Raw genomic sequence first — 24,787 nt, forward strand, 5'->3', positions numbered from 1 at the left:
ATGCGCAAGTTAGCTTCACCCTGGACTCGCACCCTGCAAGCCATTTCGATCTTATTGCTGGCAGGATGCTCCACTTACAGGCCCTGGATCAATGAACCGTATCCCCATCAGCCTCGGGAGGTGCTAGCGGCCGAGCAGCATCAACCAAAGTCTGTCATGGTTGCCGTGACCTTGTCCGGAGGGGGTGCGCGTGCCGCAGCCTTTGGCCTCGGTGTGCTGCGTGAACTCAAGGCGCAGGAGTTCAAGATCGGAGAACGCACAACGACGTTGCTGGACGAGACCGTATTGATCAGTGGCGTGTCAGGTGGCAGCATCCTGGCCGCACACTACGCAGCCTTTGGCGACGCGACGCTCAAGCGATTTGAGCCAGAATTCCTGCTCACGCCATTCGAAAGCCGTCTCATACGCGATGTGTTCTGGCCTGGTGAGCTCTACACATTGACCTCACCCTGGTATGGCAGAACGCAGTTGCTGATGGATCGCCTGAACAAGCTCTACGAAGGCAAGACCTTCGCCGACGCTCGCAGCCGCCCTGGAGCACCGGACCTCATGATCACGGCTACCGACCTGACCACCGGGGCCCCCTTCAACTTCACGTCCGAACAGTTCCAGCTGATCTGCTCCGATCTTGACGCTACCCCACTGTCATTCGCAGTTGCAGCGTCCTCCGCCGTACCGCTGCTGCTGTCGCCCGTCGCCATACGCAACTATGCCGACCAATGTCCCGATGTAAAAGCATCGGTACTCCAGCCCGCGTCAGGCTACCGCGCACACATATTGCGGCGCAGTGCCGTCAGCTACCGCAATGCCAAGGAGCGCCCCTATATCCACCTGGTGGATGGCGGAGTCAGCGACAACCTCGGCGTTCGCTTGCTGCTCGATCAAATGACCGCTGTAGGCTCCATGGGCGCGAACTTCCCTGAAGCAAAAGCTGGCTCCATCCATCGCCTGGTGCTGGTCACAGTCAACTCTGCACGTGCGCTTGCCGAGCGTGTGGACAAGAGTGATCAGGTCCCTACCATTCCACAGGTATTGGAGACACTGATCTTTGGTGCCGGGACCCGCGACAGCCAGCAGACGCTGGCGATGCTCAACGATGATCTGCAACGCTGGCGTAACGAGATTCAGCGCACCAGAGGTTTGCCTGGCAGCCCGTTTGCAGCAGATTGCGAGGTATATGTCGTCAGCGTAAGCCTGAACGATGTCGACGACGACAGTTTCCGTTACAGGCTTTTGCGTGTGCCGACGGCCTTCACGGTCGAAGCACAGGACGTCCGCGACTTGCAGCAGGCAGGTTCGGAGGCTGTTCGAAAATCCCCGGCCCACCAGGAGCTGGTTGAATCGCTGAAGGCTTTGGCGCCACCATGATCTGATGTCGCGCGCGCCAAAGCCCCAAAGGCCGACAAGCACCCTCGCCTAGCTCGCAGGGCGCAGGCAGGACCGCACATGTCCCGCGATCAGGTCGACGAGGATGTTGACCAGACCCGGTGCAATGTCATGCCCCATGCCCGGCAAGATGACCAGGCGTGCGCCACCGATGGCCGCTGCGGTGGCGTAACCGCCACTGGTCGCCACCATCAGATCCCGGTCGCCATGGATGACCAGCGTGGGGCACCGCACGCGGCCCAACTCGGCCGTCCGATCACCGGAATTGATGATTGCCCCGATCTGCCGCGCGGTGCCGACGTTGTTGCGCAGGCCACCACCGCGCTCCCAGGCTTGTTCTGCATATTGCCGGTGCCGAGGCTCGCTCCACTCCAGGCTCGAGCCGACCACTCGCAAGAGGTCGACGTAATCTCGAGCAGCCTCCCGCTGATCACGTGGCGGCCGACGGATCAGCTGCAATATCGACTTGAGCGCCGGCTGGCCGACCTTCAATGATCCGGTGGTCGAAAAGACGGAGGTCAACGACTTCATCCTCTCGGCATGGCGCGCCGCCAGGGTCTGCGCGATCATGCCGCCCATGGACATCCCCATGACGTGGGCAGAGGCTATGGACAGGGCATCCATCAAACCGACCACATCGCTGGCCATGTGCCCCAGGTCGTAGCCGCGCGTGGGCCGGCGAAGGAGTTGCTGGAATGTGCTGGGCGGCTCGGCGTCGGTGAAGGACGACTGTCCCGCGTCGCGGTTGTCCAAGACAACCACCCGCAAACCGGCCTCTACCAGACCATCGATCAAGGCCTGTGGCCAGTACGTCAGTTGCAACCCCAGGCCCACCACCAGAATCAACGTCTCCCCACCATCGGGGCCGTGGCTGCGGTAGCAGATGCGTCGGCCATCGGCCATATTGCAGAAGAGGTCTCCCGTGTTCATGCGCGAGCCTTTGAAAGTCGCAGATCAAGCGGAGCCTGGGAACTCGCGCCGGGGGCCGGCGAGAACGCCAGGCACTTTTCTGCCACCCGCCCGCGTCGCAGCAGTTTGACGTCGCGGAAGTAGTCCATGGACATGACCCAAGGTTCGCCGGGTCCCTGTCGTGGCACGCTGTGCAGCGCGCGCTGCACGTAGCCTGCACCGAAATCCAGCAGCGGGCGGGTCTCGATCCCTTCTGGCGCCTGTGCCTCGCAGACGGCGTGCCGATGTTCATCCATGTAAGCCAGGAGCCGGCAGAAGTGATCGCACAGCAGGCAGACCTTCAGCGTCCAAGACGAGTTGGTGTAGCCGACGGCAAAGGCAAAGTTCGGCACACCGGACAACATCATTCCCTTGTAGGCCAATGTTTCGCTCAACACCACCGGCTGCCCATCCTTGCGCAAGGCCACTCCCCCAAAGAGCTGGACGTTGAGTCCGGTGGCCGTGACGATGATGTCGGCCTCGATTTCCTTGCCCGACTTGAGAAGGATGCCCGATTCGGTGAAGGTCTCGATCTGGTCGGTCACCACGGACGCCTTGCCCGAACTGAGGCATTTGAACAAGTCACCGTCGGGCACCGAGCACAGCCGCTGGTCCCAAGGGTTGTATGGCGGGTTGAAGTGCACGTCGACGGGGTACCCCTTCGGCAGGTCCCGGCGCACGAGCCCCACGAGAAGCTTTCGGGCCAGCTTCGGAAAGCGTTGGCAAAAGCTCCAGAACCCCAGAGTGATCCTGGCGTTCTTGTAGCGGGTCAGCGAGTAGGCGGTTTGGGCCGGCAGTATCTTTTGCAGGAAGCCGGCGACGGAGTCGGTAGCAGGCTGGTTGATGATGTACGAAGGCGTGCGCTGCAGCATGGTGATGTGCGCCACCTGATCGGCCATCGCCGGGATGAGCGTCACTGCCGTGGCGCCGCTGCCGATCACGACGACGCGCTTGCCGCAGTAGTCCAGATCCTCAGGCCAATGCTGCGGATGCACGATCCGCCCCTTGAAACGTTCCGAGCCTTCGAAGCGCGGGCTGTAGCCTTGATCGTATCGATAGTAGCCGCCAGCGCTGAACAGCCAGCGGGTCCTGACCGTGCGGACATCGCCGCCGATTCCGTCGCGGACCCGGACCGCCCAAAGGCCCTCACCGCTCAGCCAGTCCGCCGATTCCACCTGCTGCTGGTATTGGATGACCGGCCCCAGATCGAACTCCTCAACGGTTTCGCGAAGGTACTCGAGGATGTCCCGTGCGTCCGCCAGCGTTTTGTTCTTGACCCAGGGCTTGAAGTCGAAACCGAAGGTGTAGAGGTCCGAGTCGGATCGAATGCCGGGATATTTGAACAGATCCCATGTTCCGCCAATCCGCTCTCGAGCCTCGAGAATGGAAAAGCGTTTTCCGGGCTGTTTTCGGCGCAGATAGGCGGCAAGGCCGATGCCGGAAACTCCCGCCCCAATGATCAGGACGTCCAGAGGTTCATCGAGAGGAGCTGATTGCGAGAGCATGCTGTTCCTGTTTCCTTGTGTTTTGACCAGTTTTCAATAAGTAAAAAAGCTCGAGGCTGCCGCCCTTGCCGCCCTCGATCTGCGCCACATGGGCGCCGGCGATCGCGTTGACCCTGTGCATCGTTTCAGCCTGTCTTGACCATGACATGCCGCGCGACCGTGTAGTCCTCCAGTGCGTACATGGACAGATCCTTGCCGTAGCCCGATGACTTCACGCCGCCGTGCGGCATTTCGCTCGTCAGCACGAAGTGCGTGTTGATCCAGGTGCAGCCGTACTGCAATTGGGCGGCCGTCGCCATGCCGCGTGAAATGTCCTGGGTCCAGACCGATGAGGCCAGGCCATAGTCGGAATCGTTGGCCCAGCGCACTGCTTCATCGGCATCGTCGAATCGCGTCACCGAGACGACGGGACCGAAGACTTCGCGCTGGACGATTTCGTCGCCTTGCAGCGCGCCAGCCACGACGGTGGGTTCGTAGAAGAAGCCGCTACCACCACCCACGTGGCCGCCCGCCGTAATCTCGATGTGCTTGTTTTCAGACGCCCGCTGAACAAAGGATTCGACGCGGGATTGCTGCCTGGCCGAGATCAGTGGGCCCAGGTCGTTGTCGTCATCGTTGGGCTGATTGAACTTGAGGCTCTTGACCGCACCGGAAAGGTCGGCAACGAGCTTGTCGTAGATCTTCTTGCCGGCATAGATGCGGCAGGCGGCGGTGCAGTCTTGGCCAGCGTTGTAGTAGCCGAAGACCTTGACGCCTTCCACGACGCTGGCAAGGTCGGCGTCATCGAAGACTATGACGGGCGCCTTGCCGCCGAGCTCGAGGTGGGTCCGCTTGACGATCCTGGACGCGGCCTGCAGCACCTTCTTGCCCGTGCCGATATCGCCGGTGAGCGAGACCATCGCCACCTTCGGATGGTGGATCAGCGCATCGCCCACGCTAGCGCCGCGCCCCGTGACCACGTTGACGACACCGGCGGGAAAGATGTCCGCAATGATCTTCGCAAGCTTCAGCAGCGTCAGGGGCGTCTGCTCCGAAGGCTTGATCACGACCGTATTGCCGCCAGCAATCGCGGGTGCCAATTTCCAGGCCGCCATCATCAGAGGGTAGTTCCAGGGCGCGATGGATGCGACGACGCCGATCGGGTCTCGGCGAATCATCGACGTGTGGTTGGCAACGTATTCGCCGGACACAGCGCCGTGCATCGTTCGTGCGGCGCCGGCGAAGAAGCGAAAGCAATCGACGATCGCCGGGATCTCATCCTCCAGCACGCGGATGCGCGGCTTGCCGCAGTTGAGCGCTTCGAGCGTCGCGAATTCCTCGCCGGCGCTCTCAATGGCATCGGCCAGCTTCAACAGCAGGCGCGATCGCTCGGCAGGCGTGGTTCGAGACCAGGCGGTGAAGGCCTTGGACGCTGCCTCGACCGCCGCATCGACCTGCGCAAGCGAGGCTTCGGCCAATTCGGTCAGCAGCGCCCCGGTCTTTGGATTAAGGATCTTCTCCTTGGTTTCCGCGCCCACGACAAAGGCGGAACCGATCAGCAGTTCTTGGTCAAACACGCGAGTCTCCTGTCTACGGGATGAGGTTGAGGGGATATGCCGCGGACCGCTAGGCCGCAACGGCGGCGACCGCGGTCGCGGCCTTGGCGCCGCGGGAGCCCGCAGCGAGGATGAAATCCGCCGCCTTTTCGGCGATCATGATCGTGGGTGCATTGGTATTGCCGCTCACGATGGTCGGCATGATGGATGCATCGATGACGCGCAGGCCGCTCACGCCGCGCACGCGCAGCCGATCGTCCACGACAGCCATCTCGTCGCTGCCCATCTTGCAAGTGCCTACCGGGTGGTAGACGGATTCGACGTTCTCCCTCAGGTACTGGTCGATCTGGGCATCGGTCGTGGCCTGCGGTCCGGGGGCGTACTCCACGCCGCGATAGGGATCGAACGCCTTTTGCGCCAGCACTTCCCGGCCGACACGAATCCCCTCGCGATAGATGCGAATGTCATCCGGATCCGAGAAATAGTTGGGCTGAAGGCGCGGGTGCTGAGTGGGGTCCGCCGACTGGATCTTCAACCAGCCCCGACTCTTGGGGCGCGAGATGTTGAACAGGGGCGTGAAACCGTGCTCGGGAATGATGACCCGACCGTTTTCGCGGTACATGATCATCTCGAAGTGGTACTGGATGTCCGCGGCGATCAGATCGGGCTGGCTTTTCACGAAGGCCAGCGCCTCCACGCCGTGATACGCGCCAGGGCCTCCCTTGTCCCACATGTACCGCGCCAGGGCGGCGGCAGCACGAACGGGACGCACATAGGTCAGGAGCGAGTTGGGCTGCGTCGAGCGGCATTGCACTCCGACGGAGAGGTGATCGTGCAGGTTCTGGCCCACGCCAGGCAATGCCACCGTGACGTCGATGCCCACAGCGCGCAGATGCGACGGATCGCCAATGCCGGACAACTGAAGCAGCTGCGGCGAGTTGATCGCGCCGCCCGACAGCAGCACCTCCTGATGCGCACGCACAACTTCCTTGCGGCCACGGCGAAGAAACTCGACGCCGACCGCGCGGCCATGCTCGACGATGACCCGGGTGGCCAATGCCTTGGTGATGATCTTGAGGTTCTTTCGGTCCTTGACCGGATGCAGGTAAGCGAAAGCCGTGCTCGCCCGGATCCCCTTGTTTCCGTAGGCCTTGATCGTGCTGTCGCAGGGGCCAAAGCCTTCCTGTTCACCGCCATTGAAGTCGTCCCGGTACGGGTATCCGGCCTGGACGCCCGCCTCCACGAACGCCTTCGACAAGGGGTGCTGGACACCGTAGCGGCTGGTATGCAACGGACCGTCGTGTCCATGGATGGGACTGCTGGGGCCGTTCCAGTTCTCGGCACGAAGAAAATAGGGCAGGCAATCCTCGAAGGACCAACCACTGTTGCCCAAAGCCGCCCAATGGTCGTAGTCCGTGGCGCTGCCTCGGATATAGACCATGCCGTTGACGCAACTGCATCCGCCCAGCACTTTCGCCCGCGGCCAGAACAGCCGTCTGCCGGCAAGATGCTCCTGGGGCTCGGTGTTGTAGCCCCAGTCGATCTGCCCGGTTTTCATCAGTTGGAAATAGCCGGCCGGCATGCCGATGAAGGGACTGCTGTCCCAGCCGCCGGCTTCGATCAGCGTGACTTCGACGTCCGGGTTCGCGGACAGTCGATTCGCCAGAACACAGCCTGCGGACCCGCCGCCGACAATGATGTAGTCCGTCACAGTGTGGCCCTCGCTCGCAGGTTCTTGGGAAAAGTCATGACACCACCCCCGCGCCCACCGGCTCCAGCCGCGCATCGACGATGCGGCTGACGGCGCTGATGAAGCTCTCGATGTCCGCTTCGGTCATCGGGGTGGAAAGGAATGCCTTACCGGTGCGGGCAATATGGAAGCCCGCCAGCGTCAAGGCGCGTTGAAGTGCGACAACGCGCTTTGTTTCCTCAGGGCTGGAATAGCCGGAGCGGTAATCGGTCACCTGCCGTTGATGGCCGAACACCATGAAGCTCGACCCGAAGCCTGTGACCTGCCCTGGAAAGCCGGACCGCGCGAATGCCTGGTTCAGCGCCCCCACCAGCCGGGAAGTCAGCTGTGCCATGCGATCGATCGCGCTGTCGTCAAGCAGATCCAGCGTGACTTTGCCCGCGGTCATCGTGACCGGGTTGGCCGTGAAGGTGCCGCTCCACGGCAAGCCGGGCTTGCCTTGGCGATGGTCGTAGATCTGCATGAGCTCACGCCGTCCCGCCACTGCGCCGACGGGGAAGCCGCCACCAATGATCTTGCCCAAGGTGGTCAGATCCGGATGGATGCCCAGCAGCGTTTGAGCGCCACCCGTGTGAGACCTGAACGAGATGACTTCGTCAAGAATGAAAAGTGCTCCGATCTCGCGGGTCACACGTTCAATCATGTCGGTGAAGCGCGGGGAGACCTGGATGAATCCCAAATAGCTGGGCGCTGCGTCGAGCAGGACAGCCGCGATGTCTGCAGCATTTGCGCGGATGATTCGCTCGGAGGCCTCGACGTCGTTGAAGGGGATGACTACAACATCGTCGGTCACCCCTTTGGGCACCCCTTTTGAGTAGCCGATCGAGTTCGGATCCTCGCCCCAATTCGACGGTGAAGAATCGAGGCTGACCTCGGCATAGTCGTAGGCACCGTGATAGACGCCCTCCGCCTTGACGATCTTGGACCGGCCCGTGATCGCACGGGCGGCTTTGATCGCGCTCATGACGGCTTCCGAACCCGAGTTGCAGAATCGCACCTGCTCGAAGCTCTCTGCCCGTCCGCATAGGGTTTCCGCCAGCGCGACCTCCTGCTCCGTGGGCAGCGTGAAGGCCGTTCCATTGCCGACCTGGTGACGGACGGCTTGCACGACGCCTGGATGCGCGTGACCGTGGATCAGAGAGGCAAAGTTGTTCAGCAGGTCAAGGCGGCGCGTTCCATCGACGTCGACCACGTAGGCCCCTTCGCCATACGAGGCATAGACCGGAAAAGGTTCCTGCCATGGCAATGTGCGCGTGATGCCGCCGGGCAGCACTTTCAAGCCGCGTTCATACAGTTCCCGGGAACGGGAAGCCAGGTCTGGCCAGTGAGCCATGATTGCACTCCAAAGGATTAAGCGATGAGGGGGGCTTTGCGCGCTGTCAGGCGTGACGGCGCAAACGGGTCTTGGCAAGCGGCTCACGGGCATAGGCGCCGAACCGCGCCTGTGTGGCACGCTCGAGTGCGCAATAGCCGTAGTACAGCTCGACCATCATGAAAGCCCAGACGGACAAGGCTGCGGTGTAGAACACCGTGCGATCCGCGTCGTCGCCGGGTATCGGGACATAGTCGTAGAAGACGGCGATGGCCAGGCCGCTCAGCGCAACGAACACCGTTCCCATCGCATGCAGCGCCTCTCCCGCTTTGTGCAGCCTCCAGGCGAAGTACGCCAGATAGGCCAGGAAGACCAGGCACATCAGAAGGTAGAACGGCGGCTTGTAGACCGCGAACGCCGGCGCATGGTCGGCCGCCACAAGCACGGCAGCGCCTGCGAAACCGAGCAGGAAATACAGGACATCCGCAAGGCGCGAGGGCTGGTAGCTGTGGGTCACCACCATCATGCCCGCGACCGCGACCACAGGAAAACCGAAGGACCGCGAGAACGCATCGAAGAAATGCGCAACGCTGTAGCCGAAATCCCATCCCAAGAGCGCCCACAACAGGAAGTGGGTGCCTGAGATGGCCATGACGAACCATTCGATCCCACACAGATAATTGCGCTTTTTGAGAAACTTCGCGCCATAGATGATCCCGGCAAGGATCAGCAGCACATCGGCCAGCAAAAGAAAAATCGTATTCATGGTGATTGGGCCTCGGTGAGCGTCGAGCTCGTTGATCTCAAGCCGGCACAGGCGTGACGGCCCTCGCTTCATTCATGCAACATCGCCCCGAATTGCTGGATGCTTCGCTGCATCAGCTGTTGCGCGCCAGGCGACCACGGTCCCATTTCAAAGAAGCCATGGATCATTCCTGGGCCCGGCATATGTTTTGCGGGGCTGCCGGCCGCGTTCATGGCCGCCGCGTAGGCAGCGCCCGAGTCGCGCAATGGATCGAATTGCGCCGTGACTACCAGCGCCGGTGCCAGCCGGCTCAAGTCCTTGGCCTGCAACGGCGCCAGGCGTGGATCCATCGGGTCTGGATAGTCGCCCGCGTAGTGGTCATAGAACCAATTGATGGTGGCCACATCGAGCAGATATCCCTCGCCGTTCTCCGCGACACTGGGGTACTGCGCCGCCACATGATCCACAGCGGGGTAGATGAGGAACTGCGCTGCCAGCGGGATACCTTCATCGCGCAGTTGCTGGGCGACGACCGCCGAGAAGTTGCCGCCCGCGCTGTCGCCAGCGACGCCGACGATGCGGCCGCCGCCCAGCTCGCTCGCATGCGCCACGATCCATTTCGTGGCCGCGACGGCGTCTTCAATGCCTGCAGGAAACGCATGTTCGGGCGCCAGCCGGTAGTCCACGGACACCACCACGGCACTCGCGCCGCGGCAGATGTCACGGCAGATGTTGTCGTGCGTGTCCAGGTCGCCAATGACGAATCCGCCGCCGTGGAAATAGGCCACGGTCGGAAACGGGCCCTCGCCTTCCGGGCGGTACACGCGGGCCTTCAGTGGCCCGACAGCGCCACCGACGGTGATGTCCTGGACACGGGCCACGGGGACGACTTGCTCGGGCGTCAGTGCGCCGGCCGTCGTCGCCAGATAGAAGGCCCTGCCCTCCTCGGGCGTGCCTTCGTGCAGCGGCTTCGCGCCAGCCTCGGCCAGCATCTTCATGGCGCCGGCGATATGGGGATCGAGTGACATGGAATGGCTTTCTTTTTTGAGCGATGAAGGGGTCGCAGGCGTCATGAGCGATCAGCGGTATGTGAGGGCCTCTTCGTCAGGCCGCACCGAGGGGAACGAGACACGCTCCTCTTCGTACTCAAGGCCTTGCTTCCAGGGATGACGATCGCCCTGGCGGGGCAGCAGGTGCAGGGCACGCATGATGTAGCCCGAGTTGACGTTCTCCGAATCGATCCAGGGCAGGCGCGGCATGTCAGCGTCCGCGGTAGGCACGGTGGGAACCACCATGCTGTGACCCTCCCTCTGCATGTGCTCGGCGATGCGGCACACCAGGTCGGTGACCAGGTCTGCGCGCAGCGTCCAGCTTGAGCGGAAGTAGCCCATGACGTAGGCCATGTTGGGGATGCCTTCGATCATCACGCCGCGATAGCTGACACGCTTGGTGAAGTCCACCGCCTCGCCGTCAACGAAAAATGGCACGCCTCCGAACATCTGCATGTTGAAGCCCGTCGCGGTGACGACGATGTCGGCATCAAGATGCGCTCCACTGGTCAACTGGATGCCCGTGGCGTCGAAGCGCTCGATACCGTCGGTCACTACCGAAGCCTTGCCGCAGCGGATGGCCGCAAACAGGTCACCGTCAGGAACCAGCGCGATGCGTTGCTGCCATGGGCGATAGCTCGGGTTGAAATGCTTGTCCACGTCGAAGCCTTCAGGCAGGAGGGCTCGCGCCTGCTCAAGAATCCACGCGCGCATTTCCTCGGGATGCTCGAAGGACATGCGGACTTCGCTGTCCACCTTGGCAACGAATGCGCGCCGCATGATCTCGTGCACCCAGTCGGGACGCACATCCAGTTCGCGCAGTTGTGTCTCCAGCGGATGGATAGGGGAATCTGCCGCGAAAAACGTGGGCGAGCGCTGCAACATGGTCACGTGTGCAACGGTGTCCGCCAACGACGGGATCAAGGTAGCGGCCGTGGCGCCTGAACCGATGACGACCACCTGCTTGCCCGTGCAGTCCAGATCCTGGGGCCAGTGCTGCGGATGCACCCACTGCCCCTTGAATTCACCCATGCCGGACCACTCGGGCGTGTAGCCCTTGGTGTGGTCGTAGTAGCCCGAGCACATCCACAGAAAACTCGTCGTCAGCGTCAGCGTTTCGCCCGAATGGATACGAGTGACTTCCAGCGTCCAGCACTTGTCCTGGGACGACCACCGGGCTGCCGTGATCCGGTGTCCGTAGTAGATGTGGCGCGTCAGCTGGTTCTCTTCGATCAGCTCACCTAAGTAGGCGCGGATCTCGTCGGCCGTGCCGATGGCGCGTCCCGTTTCCCAGGGCTTGAAGCTGTAGCCGTAGGTGTAGCAATCGCTGTCCGAACGCGCGCCAGGGTAGCGATGCGTCCACCAGGTGCCCCCGAATCCGTCCATGGCTTCGAGTACGGCGAATGAATGATCGGGAAATCGCTTGTGCGTGTTGTAAGTCGCACCAAGACCCGAGATGCCGGCGCCCACGACAATAAAGTCGAGATGCTGGCCGCTCACGAGCGCGGCCTGAGGTTGGGTGATCACGTTTGTCTCCTGTTTGGATGAAATTGAAGATGGGCGAAGGCCAGGCCTCAGGCTGGCAATGGACGCCAGTGCATTAGGGCGGCCCGCCGCCGCGCACCACGCCTCGGCGTGTGAACAGCAGCGCTTGTCTGCCCCCATCGCGCGGCGTCACCAGCGCGGAGGTGATCGCCACCCCGTCGGGCCTGGTTTCGATCGTGAAATCGCGGCCATCGCCGCTGCGCGCTAGGAGTCCGTCGAGCCCCACCAGCGTCACGCCCTGCGACGCGCCCGCGATTGCGGTGACTGAGCTCTTGGTATCCAGCCGCAATGGCTTCCAGGTCTGGCCGTGGTCCTCGCTGCGCAGCAGCGTGCCGCGCTGCCCGCCGACAAGCAGCGCACCATCCGCCAACATGGCACCGCACCAAAGGCTTCCGTTGTAGCCCGTGGAAAGGTATGTCCAGGTGGCACCGCGGTCGTCGCTGCGCAGGACCTGGCCGCGCTCTGCGGCGGCAAAGAGCGCGCCATCGCTGCCGGCAAAGAGGCCCAGCAGATTGAGGTCGGCCTTCTTGGCGCCGGGCATAGGCTGCAATGGCCGCTCCTGCCAGGTTTCACCGCCATCGGAAGTCACCAGAACCAGCGACCACAGCCCAACCGCGACGCCGGAATGCGCATCGAAGAAGTGCACGGAGAACAGCGGCCGATCCTCCGTCGTGACGACCCGCTGAACGCGCCAAGTTTCTCCGCCATCGCGCGTCACGATCACCGACCCGCCGTGCCCTACGGCCCACCCATGCTGCGCATCGGCAAAGCTCACCGATGTCAGCGTGAAGGAGACCGGCACCGACCGCGCCTGACGCCACCGTGCGCCGCCATCGTCCGAAAGCAGCACAACGCCGCGATCGCCGACCGCCACGGCCCGTGTTCCCGCCCAGGTGCTGCCCAGGATGGCCGCCTGAGTCGCGATGGCAGATGTCATGGCCGGTACGGGTTTGACTTCGTCCATTGCCCAGGCCGCGGAGGCAATGGCCCCTGCCAGTCCCCAGGCCGCCCACTTGTACAAACGTCTTGTCATCGTCATCCCCGCGTTCAATGCGCCATCAGGCCCACGGACCGGACCGGCCCCCGGCGCGGCAGCGCCCTCTCAAGCCATACCGCGAATGCCGGCAGCACCGTCATGGCCATCACCATGTTCACCATGAACATGAAGGCCAGGAGCTTGCCCATGTCCGACTGGAACTTCAGCGACGAGAAGCTCCACGTCGCCACGCCGATGGCCAGCGTGATCGCCGTAAAAATGGTCGCTGCCCCGACCTCAAGGATGGAATGCTCCAGCGCCTTGACGATGCCTTGCCCGCTGGCCATGTGCAGCTGCAGCCGGTTGTAGATGTAGAACGCGTAGTCCACGCCAATCCCTACCGCGAGCACCATGACAGGCAACGTGGCAACGGTCAGGCCGATCTGCAGCTCCTTCATGAACCAGTAGCCGATGAAGGTACTGATCGCCAAAGGCAGGCAGCACACCAGCACGGCCCGCACATCCCGGTAGACCAGCAGGATCAGTCCGACGATGGCTGCGTAGACGTACAGCATCATGGGCAGTTCGCTGTGTTCGATCTCCTCGTTGACTGCGGCCAGGACGCCGGCGTTGCCCGACGCGAGGCGAATCGCGACGCCTGGCAGCTGTTCGCGCTGGCGGAACGCCTTGACCGCCGAAACCACGCCTTCGATGGTGGTGGCCTTGTGGTCCGAGAGGAACAGATGCACGGCCGTCATGCTGCAGTCCTTGCGCATGAGCCCTGGACTGCGCGCGATCTCCACGGCCAGCGCTGCGTAGTTGCCGCCGTCGATGGGGACCGCCCCCATCTTCGGGTTGCCTTCGTTGTAGCCTTCGTTGTACTGGCGCAGCGCCGACGAGAATGAGTTGATCGACAGCACGCCCGGCACACCTTGCATTGCCCAGACGAAACGGTCCTGGTACTGGCCGACAGCGACGTTGTCGCACGACTGCGGAGGCGCCTCGAAAATCACGCTCATCCAGTCCAGTCCCAGGTCGTATCCAGATGCGATCGCCAATGCATCGCGGTTGAACCGGGACTCGGGACGCAATTCGGGGGCGCCTGCTTCGAGCGTACCGACGACACGGTCGCGGCTGTTCCAGACTGCGGCCCCCAGCACCACAGCTGCAATGGCCAGCACCACGACCGCATTGCGCGGAACGGCTACTTGCGCCAGCAGGCGCAACCAACGCTGCCGGCGTACCGTCAACTGCTCGACGCGAAGCGCATAGGCCTGATCGACCTGCATCAGCGAGGCTGCCACGGGCAGCATCACCAGGTTGGTCACGATCTTGAATGCCACGCCCAGCGCAGCGGTGATGGCCAGCTCGCGAACCATGGGGATCGGGATCATCAGCAGCGTGATGAAGGTGACAAAGGCCGTCACCAGGGCCAGCGTCCCGGGGATCAACAAACCCGTGAAGGCCGAGCGGGCTGCTTCGTCGCAGCTCTTGCCATGGGCCACTTCACGCACGATGTGGTTGATCTGCTGCACGCCGTGCGACACCCCGATCGCGAACACCAGGAAAGGGACGAGCACACCCAGGGGATCGAGGCCATAGCCCAGAATCCGCAGGGCCCCGAACTGCCATACCAGCGAGGAGAGCGAACAGACGATGGGCAGCAGGGTCAGCCGCCATGAGCGGCAGTAGCCATACACCGCCAGTGCAGTGAGCAGCAGCGCCACACCGCAGAACAGCAGAACCGCAGAGGCACCGTCGGCAATGTCGCCGATCTGTTTGGCAAAGCCGATGATCTGGATCTCGAAGGCGTCGTCTTCAAATTTCGCACGCAAGACGCGCTCGAGCTCATGGTTGAATTCGACATAGTCCATGTGCCGGCCCTGGGCATCGACTTCGGACAGATCGGCCGTCACCATGGCACTGGACTGGTCGCGTGAGACCAGGGTTCCCACGAAGCCCCCCTGGGCCGTCGAACGCGCGATGGCCTGGATGGTTGGCTCGTCCAGCCGGTCGGGCGTCACGTCCCCTGGCACCAGGGGGTCGGCGCGGAAGCCCTCTTCCGTGATCTCGTTGACAAAGGCGTTTGGCGTCCACAGGGACTGCACGCTAGCGCGCTCGACGTAGGGCATGAACGTCACCGCCTGCGTCACGTCATACAGGCGCTGCAGTGCCGCCGGGCTCCATATGTTCCCCTTGCGGACCTTGACCGCGATGATCAGTCGGTTGGCGCCGAGCAGGTCGTTGCGGTAGTCGTTGAACGTCCGCACATACTCGTGCCCGATCGGCAATTGCTTTTCGAAGCCCGCATCCATCCGCAGCTGGCTGGCGAACCAGCCCATGCCTACCGTCAGCAAGGCAAGCACACCCAGCACCGCTACGCGCCGCTGAAACAACCAGCTTTCCAAACGCTTCAGCAGGCCGCGTTTGGAATTTCGCTCGGCAAAAGTCACGTTCGGCTCCCCATCAGAAATTTCGAGTCAGCACGGCGCCGACGAAGGCGCGGTCGCGCAAGGGCTGATCGAAAGGCGAGGAGCCGCCCCAGAAGCGTGCATAGTTGACGGCGAACTGCCATTTCGCGGGGTTTTGGATGAACGTCACGATCAGGTTCATCTGTTGGGCCCCCTTCATGAACATCGCCGACGCGTTCGGCGTGCGGCCCGTCAGTGCCCGCGAGTAGTAGATCTCCGGGATGACCTGCCAGCCTGGGATGAGGGTTCCGTCGTAAGTCACGCTAAAGTCGAGCGCGATACCCGCCGAGGTACGCGTTCCGCCGGTGAGCGGCGCCGCCGTGGGATCGGTTTCCTGGCCCCATCCCCAATAGCCGGCGGACACGGGATCCCCGCCATAGGATCGCCGCATGCCGGGGTAGTGCACCACGACGGTCTCGACCATCAGGTTCGCCGCCTGGGCGCGGATCAGCTTCAGAAAATCCGGCGTATTGGCGGGCGAGAAGGCATAGACCCCGGTCAGATGCCACTGAAAGCGCTTCTCATCCACCCAGCAGCGGCCGTCACGGTCAGCGCAGCCAGCCAAGGGGCTCAGGGCCACGGCATCCCGGGGCCGATACGACAGCTCGGTGCCCACGGCCCAATCGCCCACGGGGAAATTCGCGCTGATGCCGTACAGCCTGCGGTTCTCCGGATACACCCAGGACGGTGCGAAGGTCGCTTGATCAATCTTCAGCGCGGGCAGTTTGTCGTGGTAGTTCAGGGCATAGAGACCCAGGTTTAGCTCAGACCCCGGCGGCTGCCAGCGCAGCGACGCCCCCCATTGGCCACCATTGCGAGCCTTGCTGCCTGCGTATCCGAAGTCTTCCATCCCCTTGCCCAGGGAATTCGTCGAAGACCAGTAGCTCCCCACCGGAGGGAGATAGCTCTTGTTCCAGCCGAATTGCGCATAGGTTTCCAGATTAAGCCCGTGCCCCAATCCAGTCGCGAAGCTGGCCATGGGCGCCGGCAGCACGGCTTCCTTCAACTGCACGCCAGGCTGTGCCAGGCGCATGTAGTCCAATGCGTTGGTGGCGTTGATACCACCAGGGAAAAAGAGACTCTCTCCCCAGTTGATTACCTGGTTGCCGACACGGACGCGCGCCTGCCGCTCGCCGATGGCAAAGGACTTGCTCACCCAGAGATCCAGCAAGCGGGCCTTGAAACGCAGATCCTCGCTTGCACTGCCGGTGAGGCCACCCATGCCGGGCGGCGTGGTCGCGCTGAGCACGCCTGTCGTATGTGTCGCGGAGAAATCACGCACCCAGTTGGCCCGCGCCATCACCGTGACATCCTCCGGGAACTTCAACAGCAGTTCGTGGCTGCCTTTAAGGTAGGTGGTGAAGGCATCGCCCCTGCCATAGTTCAGGTTGCCTTGATCTCCGATCCCGGATGTGGGCGAGAGGCAGCCCGAAGGCGCGCCGTTGCCCGTGGCCCCGGCAACGACCAATCCACAGGCCGACGACTGGGCGCGCACTCCCGTGCCCAGTGAAATGGAAGAATCGAAAGACCCCCTCAGACCTTCGGTCTCGAAATTGATAGCGTAGGCCCTGTGGCCGGTACCGGCGGCCATCAGGCCCACCAGAGCCGCCAGTCTCCAGTTGTGATGCATCGCAGTTCTCCTCGTTGCGCGGCGTGTTGTCGCCTGCTCAGCGTTCGCTGATGGCACGGAGGTTGTCCGAGGTGTAGAAGTCGCGCTTCAGGCGCGGGTTGCCCGCAGCCTCGGTGTAGTACTGGATGTCACTGCCTGCCCCAAGCGAGGTGTAGTCCAGGAAGTAGCGCTGGTCCGCCAGGTTGTATTGGGAGTACGCCGCGACGTCGCATGTGCCTGTCTCGTAGACAGGCATCGCGTAGCCCTCGCGCACCTTCCAGACCTTGCCCTGCGCATCCTGGTCCACCGCCAGCAATGGCGCCCAGCTGTCCTCGTCGAGGTAGAACGTGCGCTTGGGTGCCAGATGGCGCACACCTTGCTTGACGGTGGCCTCCACGATCCAGACGCGATGTGTCTCATAGCGACGAACGGCCGGCGCAGGCGCATCGCGCAGCAGCACGTCGTCCGCCTTGGCCGTGAAGTCGAAGATGCCCAGGGCGTTGTATGGGACGATCAGTTCCTTCTTGCCGACGAGCTTCCAGTCGAAGCGGTCCATCGGTCCGCTGTATACGTACGACTCGTCGACCGTGACCTGGTTGTCCATGCCGATCTGGGGCGAGTCATAGGAATAGGTGGGCATGCGCCGCACGCGGCGCTGGCCGGGGAAGTAGTAGTGCGCCTCCTGGGGCTTGCCTGCGATGGTGGTCACCACCGCGGCCTGCCCGGCAAGCGCCGCCGGTGCGTTGTAGGCGAAGTAGACCGCCGCCTCCATGCGGTCCACCTTCGAAAACAGCGTGCTGCCTTTGACGCCCCAGGGGACGAACACCGTGATGTCGTTTGCCGCCTTGATCCATTCGTCGCTGCCCTTGCGCGGAGAGACGATGGTCTGGGAATTGCGCATGCCCGACGCCAGCCCGCGGTAGCGCAGCTTCATATTCCACATGGCCTCCGCGCCATTGCCCGGCATCGGAAAAGGGAATCCCGGAACATGGGCCTCTTCCAAGGAAACACCGTCGCTCGCCATCCTGGCGAAGCCGACGTTCTTCCTGGTGTTCTCCGCCACAAAGTCCGGCGTGCCACAGGTCCTTCGGCTGGGGTACACGTCCATGCGGAAGCCCTTTGTGGACTTGATCAGTTCGACCTGGCCCGGCGCCAGCTTGTCGGCGTACTTGTCAACGTTGCCCGCATCAATGGCATACAGGGGCTTGTCGTCTTTGTACTTGAAGAATTCGATGCGCCGCTTGCCGAATGTCCAGCCTGCCCCCTGAGGCTCCGGCTGAGACCAGACCGGCACAGCACCGTCGGCAGAGGCGCTTTTTTCAGCGCCCGAGGGCGACAGGGTTGTGCCCAACTTGCCGGCATCGTCCGCGTAGGCAAACGACATCGACATGGCCGCGGCAATGGCAACCGCGCGGTGACAGTTCATGGGGTTCATGCTGAGGGTCCTTTCGAGCAGGGATGAAACGCAGGGCTGCGCTGTTGCGTCAGTTCGTTGAATCGCGAAGCGGGGCCTCGCCAATGACACTTCGTTGTGCGCCCCACCGGTGGGCCGCCAGCATCGAGACGATGGCCAGCACGGCGAAGATCGCGGAGATGTCGTACGCCACACCGAAGGCGGAAGAGGAGTCGATCAGCCCTCCTCCCACCAGCGATCCGACCGCAGAACCGATGCCGACGCAGGCAGGGATCAGCGCGATATGCCGGCCCACAGGGTCGAACCCCGGCAGCATTGCGTACTGCGCCACCCCGCTAGCCATCCAGGCGCCGGTGAACGCCGTTGCACCGACGGCAAACGTCCATGGGGTCAAAGGTGTGGCCAGCAGCAGCGCACCCGCCGCGCAGACGCTCAGAAGTACCGTCCCTGACGACAAGGCCCAGCCGCGACGAAGCAGTGCCGGCATGCACAGGCAGACCAGTACGGTGGGCACGGCAGACGCGCCAATGGCTTTGTGAACCTGGTCTGGCGCAAGACCCGAAGCAAGGCCCACGGCTTCCAGAAAGGTCCATGCCAGGCCGGCGCAGGCCGACACCAGAAAGATGGATGCAAGCACCAGCCACGCGGCGCCGGCGTTCACTGCGGGAAGCTCGCCATCTGGCGACTCCCCGACCACCCTGCATCCATCCATGAAGAAGAACAGCACGAACAAAGAGACGCCCGCCATCGCCGCGCAGTAGATGAGCGAAGCGCCGATCGAACCCAGCCCCGGCACGATGACCGAGGTCAACAAGGTCATGCCGAGATACTGGCAAACCACCATCAGCGGCAGCAAGGTGTCGGCGCGCGGGTTCAACGACACGTAGCGAATGGCCGTGCCGAAGACGATGCCGCCGCCAATGCCTGCGAATACCCGCTCGCAGCAGGCGAGCCAGAACGCGGGGTCGCCATACATCGCCGCATTGCCCGCAAGCTGCATCAGCAAGCCGCAGGCCAAGGTGAAGCGCGCCGTTCGGCTGTGGATCACGTAGACGAGCAGCAGGGAGCCGATGGCATTGCCGACCACCTCGGCCATGGCGATCACGCCCTGTTGCGTCGCCGTGTAGTGCCAGTCCGCGGCCATCTGGACGACAAAGGCGGGCATACCTCCAAAAAATACATAACCCGCACATGCCAGCCAGAGCAACGCAGCGGCAAAAAGCCTGGGGAATCGTTCGCGTACCGTCATCATGGCTCGCCTCCTCGATATGTGCGGTTCAGGGCTTCGACTTGCCGGCATCGAGGTACCCGGCCCAGGCACGGTCGAGCACATACGCATGCAACGCGTTGACCTCTTCGATCGTGATGTCCTGGAATACCGGCATGCCCTGCTCTTTGCGCAGGCCGCCGATGACGATGCCGGCGAACAGTCCGTGCGTTTCAGCCGAACTGAATCTCAGGTCTTTCACGTTGCCGTTGGCGCTGCCAGCTTCATGGCCGTGGCAGTACACGCACCCCTTGCCCTCCCACAGAATCGCCCCGGCGTGGATTTGCGCCTTGTTCGCAGGCCGCGGAAGAGGAGGTTCGGGAACCACTTGGGGTTCAGCCTTGACAAGCGTCGCGGTCCCTCCCAGCTTGAATGCCAGAAGGCGGGAAGGCGATGCACGGGTTTGTGCAGTCGATGCGACGCGCGTCAGGATCTGTCCGATGGACGCCGCGCCGCCGTTACCGATCGGCATGAGGACAATCTGTTCGCCATCTTGCGAGACAGTCGTGGGCGCTGCCATGCCCACACCTCCCGTGTCGAACGACCACAGACGCTTGCCGGTGTCTGCCGCAAAGGCCTCGAACTTGCCGTCGCCCGTTCCTTGGAACACCAGATTGCCCGCCGTGGTCAGCGTGCCGCCGCTGTACGGGATGTCGCGCCGAACCCGCCAACGGGCCTTCTGGGCAACAGGATCCCAGGCAATCAGCTCGCCATAAGGACGGTATTTCGCATTCGCGGCCTCGTAGCCGAAATAATCGTGCGTGACCAGACCTCCGATCATGTCCGGCTTCATTTCCGCCAGGGATGGCACCACGGCAGCGCCGAGATAGACCAGTCCGGTCTGCTCGTTGTAGGCCATCGCATGCCAGTTGTGAGCCCCTGACGTCGAAGGAATGATCACGGCCTTGCCATCCTTCTTTTCCCAGTAGCGTGCCTCGGCCTTGAAGATCGGGCGCCCGGTCTTGGGATCGATGCCGCTTGCCCAGTTGACCGGGACGATGTTGTTGGCCGAGATGAACTTGCCCGTCTTCGCATCAAGCACATAGAAGAAGCCGTTCTTCGGGGCCGTCATCACCACGCGCCGCGAACTGCCACCGATGGGCAGTTCGGCCAGCATCAAAGGGGCATTGGGCGAATAGTTCCAGCCGTCGTTCGGCGTTTGCTTGTAGTGCCAGAGGTATTTGCCGGTGCTCGCGTCGAGCGCGACGACCGAGTTCGTGTAGAGCTCGTCGCCCGCCCCCTTGCCCCGCAGCGTGGGGATCCAGGGCGCCGGGCCATCGACGGCGATGTAGAGCTGATGGAGCTTGGCGTCGTAGGTCATGCCGTCCCAGACGCTGCCGCAGCCGTTGGTTTTGGAGTGCCAGTCCTTCCCCCAGGTCTTCACGGCCCTTTCGAGCTCGGGCGTCTTCTGCTTGCCCTTCGCCGGATCGTCCGGCACGGTGTAGAAGCGCCAGACCGGCTTGCCCGTTTTCTCGTCGAAAGCATCGACGTGGCCGCGGCCGATGCCGCTGTCGCCGCAAGCGTTGCCGACGAAAACCATGCCACCGCCTATGCGCGGCGCCATGGTCATGGCATACCAGCCCGTCTCCTGAGAGGCGTCGCAGGCCTCCACCGACCAGGCGAGCGCGCCCGACTTGCGGTTGATCGCATAAAGCCTGCAGTCCGCCGAGGCGTAGAAGACATGGTCGCCGCTAACCGCGACGCCCCGGTTCACGTTGTATGCCCAACGCGGAACACCCGTTTCGTCAGGCATCTTGACTGGGGCTTCGAACTTCCAGAGCAGCTTGCCCGTCTTCAGGTCGTTCGCGAACACCTGCGTGCGAGGTGCGCTCTGATAGACGACCCCATCGACCACCAGCGGATTGCCGACCATGCCGTCCTTCGTCGGCATCTCGGCCGACCAGGCCAGGCCAAGGTTCGCCACGTTCTTGTCGTTGATCGCTTGCAAGGGGCTGTTGTGCTGCATGTCCGCATTGCGGCCGAGCAGCGGCCAGTCCTGGCTCTCGGCGGCTGGAGCGCCCGCCGCTGCCAAGGCGCCAATCGCAGCCACCACGAATCGTGTTGCTGGGGTCACGTGAACTACTCCTGTGATGTGTGGTTGTACGGAGGTCTCAGTCATCGAACGCGCCATCTGCGCGTCCACTCACGCTCTCTTCGGCGCATCTGCGCAAGCAAAGTGAATAAATTATTGGTCACATGACCACATAAACAACATAGGGGAAATGCGGTTAGTGAAACTACCCCCCACAAGCGAACGGCAGGGAGCGTGGGCGTCCAGATTCATGCTGGTGCCGCTGCGGAAAAGTAGGTGGATGAGACGGCGCGCGCCCAAGCTTTTCCCGGGTCAGGGAGATCCCATCGAGAACAGCGCGGGGATCGACCCGGATCACCCACGGCAGGAAAAAATGGATCGACAGGTGGCTCCTCGCAGGCCTGCCTGTCCAAGCACGGTCAAGGTGAAATCACCGTTTTTCTCTCTCGAGAAGCTGTAACGAACACAGGGCAGGGAAACCCTTGCTGACAATTTCATGCGAGGCGAAGCTGACGTGCAAACGGGCGTCTCCATCGATCCGAGCCGCCTCGGCCGTTGGAGAAATCGTGCCGACAAGGAAGACGCGGCGGCCCTTCCCGCTGATGGGTGGGACGTCCGTTGTGCCCGGCACCGGAGCAGGTCCACCACATGCCTCAAGAGGGGTGTGGCCACCCTTGACAGCGCGGTGCGATGTATCCCATCATTTCAAAAGATAGGTCACATGACCAATCAAGTCAATCAATGCCTGCCGGCACAAAGGAGACGCTTCATGACCCCGACAATCAGCGCATTGCGCACCGCCACGACCTCGACGCCCATCGCCGAGATCCTCCGGATCCTCAAGGAAGACGGCGGCGTCATCATCAAGAACTTCCTTACCCAGTCACAGATCGACAGCTTCAATGCCGAGATCCAGGGACCGATGGACGCACTCGCGCCGGGATCGACGCACGAAATCGAGTTGATTGCCGAGTTTCACGGCGCAAACACCAAGCGCCTGACAAATCTGGTCACGCACAGCAAGACCTTCCGCGAGGAAATCCTCGACCGCGACCTGGTGCACAACCTGCTCGATGCGATCTTCCTCGAGGAATCGGGCTCGTACTGGATGACCACCGCGCAGGTGATCGAGATCGGCCCTGGCAACAAGGCCCAGATGCTGCACCGCGACCTCGAGAACTGGTATCCGTTCATCGGCATGGGCCCCAAGGGCCCCGAGGCCGCCATGAATTTCATGATCGCCTTCACCGACTACACAGAGAAGAACGGCGCCACCCGCGTCATCCCCGGCAGCAACCACTGGGAAAATTTCGAAGATCGCGGTACGCCGGAGCAGACCATCCCGGCCGAAATGAATGCAGGAGATGTCCTCCTGTTCAGCGGCAAAACCGCCCATGGCGGTGGCGCCAACCTGACCACCGACCAGTACCGCCGAGGCGTTGCCTTCGCCTTCAACCCAGGCTTTCTCACCGGCGAAGAGGCCTACCCCTTCCTGGTCAGCATGGACATCGTTCGGCAGTTGTCGCCGCGCGTCCAGCGCCTGCTCGGGTTCCGCTCGCAGTACCCTATCGGATCGCCCGGCCTCTGGCAGGTCAACTACAGCGAACTGGGCGACCACCTCAAGCTCTGACACAGGACAAACATCACTTGCACGCTTCTTGACGCCCCGCTTGCCAGGCGTGTCGGCGGGGTTCGCCACGAGCACAAACTGAAGCCAACGCTGCTCGGCAAAAAGCGCTCGTTTCAAGCCCCGCATGCAGACCATGCGGGGCTTGAAACCTTAAATCAGACAGGAGGTGGGCGCTATCGAAGCGTCTCCATAATCACCAGAGATCCGACAGACTTCAATCCATGCCATGACAAAACCCAAAAACGAAAACGCCCCGTCCGCTGCCTCCGAAACAGGCGCGCCGGGCGTGCGAGCCGTACAGTCCGAACGTAGGCGTGCGGATATCCTGAAGGCGTCGAAAGAGGTCCTGGCACAAGGCTATGCAGATTTCTCGTTGCGCAAAGTGGCTTCAGCAGCAGGCGTTCGGCTCAACACCGTTCAGCATCATTTCGGCGATCTGGAATCGCTCATTCTTGCAACGATCACTTCCTCGACCGAGGAATTCATGCGGTACTCCAGGCAGTTGGCAGAAGGCCAGTACGAGTCCCCAACAGATGACCTGAAAGTTTTCCTCGACGACGCCTGGACATTTGTTCGCGACGTCAACGTGCGAAACCTCTACTTCGAAGTGTGGGCGATGGGCCGCCACCGTCCCATCGTTGCGGATTGGCTCAAGCAAATTTACGCAGAATACATCCAGGCTTTGGCCCCGATCCTACGCAGAATCAACCCGAACTTGACGGAGGCCGAAGCGCACACGACAGCCACGCTGATCTCCTGCTTGACGGAAGGTGCGATTGTGATGGCCCACTGGAGTAACCAGGACGCAGCCTCTTTAGGCCTCCTGGGAGTTCGCTTGAAGGCTGCGTGCCTGGCACTTGCAGAAACCGCGAATGGGAGCAGCGGGAAGCTCACTTAGGTTCTGACTGCCTGTCATCGCTGCCTGGACTGCCCTCGCTCTGCTAGAAAGGCTACAACCTCAAGTCAAGGTGCTTGGATGCGCACTTTTTTCATGTTATTGAAGAATGGCTAGGCAACGGCATTGCCCCTGCAGCTGTCGCGCCGGCTCATGCTCCGCTCAAGGTTACGGGCGACTCAGAGGCGCTTAAAGACGTCGCTTTCACAAGGGCCGCCCTGGTCCCAAGAGGGCAAGAAGTGCGGCCGAGGTTTGCGTCACCAGACCGCCATCAACAAGGCCTCGAGCGCCAGCTCTCTGCCCAGCGCTGCCTTCATAGACCGGCCCACGATCTTGCGAATGTAGAGGACCAGCACAACGGCCAGGTACAGCCAGCAGACAGACAGGAAAGCTGCTTTCATTTTTGTTGGTATTTATGTTGGTACTTTTTTTTCTAAACTGATTTTTCCGTAGATTTTTCCCTAGAAACAATCGTTCAATTCGAGCCCCTCCGGGGGCCATCCTGGCATCCCAAGAAATCCCAATAGATCCAAAGAAGTCCAAGAGCCCGCGCTGGTCTCGGGCTTCAGGTACATCCAGCTTAGGACGTCGTCCATCGGCCAGCGATGAAGATGGAGTTCCAGGTGGTAGCCAGTCAGGCAGGCAGGCAGGATTGCTGCCGCGCATTGCCAAGCTGGAAAGGCTGTGGCTGCGGGAGATGCGTTGATGGTGCTCGAAG

The 24,787-nt window shown here is 62.4% G+C and carries 18 protein-coding genes; 3 read left to right on the top strand and 15 right to left on the bottom strand.

Annotated elements, in window-relative coordinates; genetic code table 11:
- Window positions 1-156: 156 nt before the first annotated feature.
- On the top strand, window positions 157-1,368 hold the full coding sequence (locus tag ACRSCF_RS18275; RefSeq protein WP_432675072.1) for a patatin-like phospholipase family protein: 1,212 nt from the start codon (window positions 157-159) through the stop codon (window positions 1,366-1,368).
- A gap of 48 nt (window positions 1,369-1,416) precedes the next feature.
- Here the strand turns inward: ACRSCF_RS18275 and ACRSCF_RS18280 are convergent, their stop codons facing one another.
- The 14 genes from ACRSCF_RS18280 to ACRSCF_RS18345 form a co-directional block, all read right to left on the bottom strand.
- Window positions 1,417-2,316: an alpha/beta fold hydrolase gene (locus ACRSCF_RS18280; RefSeq protein WP_016445442.1), complete on the bottom strand. Its 900-nt coding sequence runs from the start codon at window positions 2,314-2,316 to the stop codon at window positions 1,417-1,419.
- Window positions 2,313-3,839 carry a flavin-containing monooxygenase gene (locus tag ACRSCF_RS18285; RefSeq protein ID WP_016445441.1) on the bottom strand — a complete coding sequence of 509 codons (1,527 nt, stop codon included), beginning with the start codon at window positions 3,837-3,839 and terminating at the stop codon, window positions 2,313-2,315. Before ACRSCF_RS18285 ends, ACRSCF_RS18280 begins: the two co-directional genes overlap by 4 nt.
- A 125-nt stretch (window positions 3,840-3,964) precedes the next feature.
- Complete coding sequence (locus ACRSCF_RS18290) at window positions 3,965-5,395, bottom strand: gamma-aminobutyraldehyde dehydrogenase (protein WP_034364935.1); 1,431 nt, start codon at window positions 5,393-5,395, stop codon at window positions 3,965-3,967.
- 49 nt (window positions 5,396-5,444) lie between these two features.
- Window positions 5,445-7,085, bottom strand: a complete 1,641-nt coding sequence (locus ACRSCF_RS18295) for a choline dehydrogenase (protein ID WP_016445438.1) — start codon at window positions 7,083-7,085, stop codon at window positions 5,445-5,447.
- A gap of 34 nt (window positions 7,086-7,119) precedes the next feature.
- Window positions 7,120-8,457: an aspartate aminotransferase family protein gene (locus ACRSCF_RS18300; protein WP_016445437.1), complete on the bottom strand. Its 1,338-nt coding sequence runs from the start codon at window positions 8,455-8,457 to the stop codon at window positions 7,120-7,122.
- A 46-nt stretch (window positions 8,458-8,503) separates the two neighbouring features.
- Entirely contained in the window at window positions 8,504-9,202 is a 699-nt protein-coding gene (locus tag ACRSCF_RS18305; protein WP_034364932.1) for a hypothetical protein, read from the bottom strand.
- Between the two features lie 68 nt (window positions 9,203-9,270).
- Complete coding sequence (locus ACRSCF_RS18310) at window positions 9,271-10,209, bottom strand: alpha/beta hydrolase (RefSeq protein WP_016452454.1); 939 nt, start codon at window positions 10,207-10,209, stop codon at window positions 9,271-9,273.
- Between the two features lie 51 nt (window positions 10,210-10,260).
- On the bottom strand, window positions 10,261-11,757 hold the full coding sequence (locus tag ACRSCF_RS18315) for a flavin-containing monooxygenase (protein ID WP_016452455.1): 1,497 nt from the start codon (window positions 11,755-11,757) through the stop codon (window positions 10,261-10,263).
- A gap of 73 nt (window positions 11,758-11,830) precedes the next feature.
- On the bottom strand, window positions 11,831-12,739 hold the full coding sequence (locus ACRSCF_RS18320; protein ID WP_236884656.1) for a WD40/YVTN/BNR-like repeat-containing protein: 909 nt from the start codon (window positions 12,737-12,739) through the stop codon (window positions 11,831-11,833).
- An 83-nt stretch (window positions 12,740-12,822) separates the two neighbouring features.
- Window positions 12,823-15,204: an efflux RND transporter permease subunit gene (locus ACRSCF_RS18325; protein ID WP_244386342.1), complete on the bottom strand. Its 2,382-nt coding sequence runs from the start codon at window positions 15,202-15,204 to the stop codon at window positions 12,823-12,825.
- Window positions 15,205-15,217: 13 nt separating this feature from the next.
- A complete protein-coding gene (locus tag ACRSCF_RS18330; RefSeq protein ID WP_126312318.1) occupies window positions 15,218-16,852 on the bottom strand; it encodes a DUF1302 domain-containing protein in 1,635 nt (544 codons plus the stop codon).
- Window positions 16,853-16,889: 37 nt separating this feature from the next.
- Window positions 16,890-18,266: a DUF1329 domain-containing protein gene (locus ACRSCF_RS18335; protein WP_016445430.1), complete on the bottom strand. Its 1,377-nt coding sequence runs from the start codon at window positions 18,264-18,266 to the stop codon at window positions 16,890-16,892.
- Window positions 18,267-18,315: 49 nt separating this feature from the next.
- Window positions 18,316-19,497 (bottom strand): YbfB/YjiJ family MFS transporter, encoded by a 1,182-nt coding sequence (locus ACRSCF_RS18340; protein ID WP_034364926.1) that lies wholly within the window; start codon window positions 19,495-19,497, stop codon window positions 18,316-18,318.
- 25 nt (window positions 19,498-19,522) lie between these two features.
- The gene (locus tag ACRSCF_RS18345) at window positions 19,523-21,586 is read right to left on the bottom strand and encodes a PQQ-binding-like beta-propeller repeat protein (protein ID WP_016445428.1); all 2,064 of its coding nucleotides are present in this window, start codon (window positions 21,584-21,586) and stop codon (window positions 19,523-19,525) included.
- Window positions 21,587-22,265: 679 nt separating this feature from the next.
- Between ACRSCF_RS18345 and ACRSCF_RS18350 the strand changes: the two genes are divergently transcribed.
- On the top strand, window positions 22,266-23,174 hold the full coding sequence (locus ACRSCF_RS18350) for a phytanoyl-CoA dioxygenase family protein (RefSeq protein ID WP_289241877.1): 909 nt from the start codon (window positions 22,266-22,268) through the stop codon (window positions 23,172-23,174).
- A 226-nt stretch (window positions 23,175-23,400) separates the two neighbouring features.
- A complete protein-coding gene (locus ACRSCF_RS18355) occupies window positions 23,401-24,072 on the top strand; it encodes a TetR/AcrR family transcriptional regulator (RefSeq protein ID WP_080649903.1) in 672 nt (223 codons plus the stop codon).
- A 254-nt stretch (window positions 24,073-24,326) separates the two neighbouring features.
- On the opposite strand, the gene ACRSCF_RS18360 is transcribed toward ACRSCF_RS18355, so the two are convergent.
- Complete coding sequence (locus tag ACRSCF_RS18360; RefSeq protein WP_193615983.1) at window positions 24,327-24,470, bottom strand: hypothetical protein; 144 nt, start codon at window positions 24,468-24,470, stop codon at window positions 24,327-24,329.
- Window positions 24,471-24,787: the final 317 nt, after the last annotated feature.

The organism is Delftia sp. 11MD (genome assembly GCF_050907895.1).
GTDB lineage: Bacteria > Pseudomonadota > Gammaproteobacteria > Burkholderiales > Burkholderiaceae_C > Comamonas > Comamonas tsuruhatensis.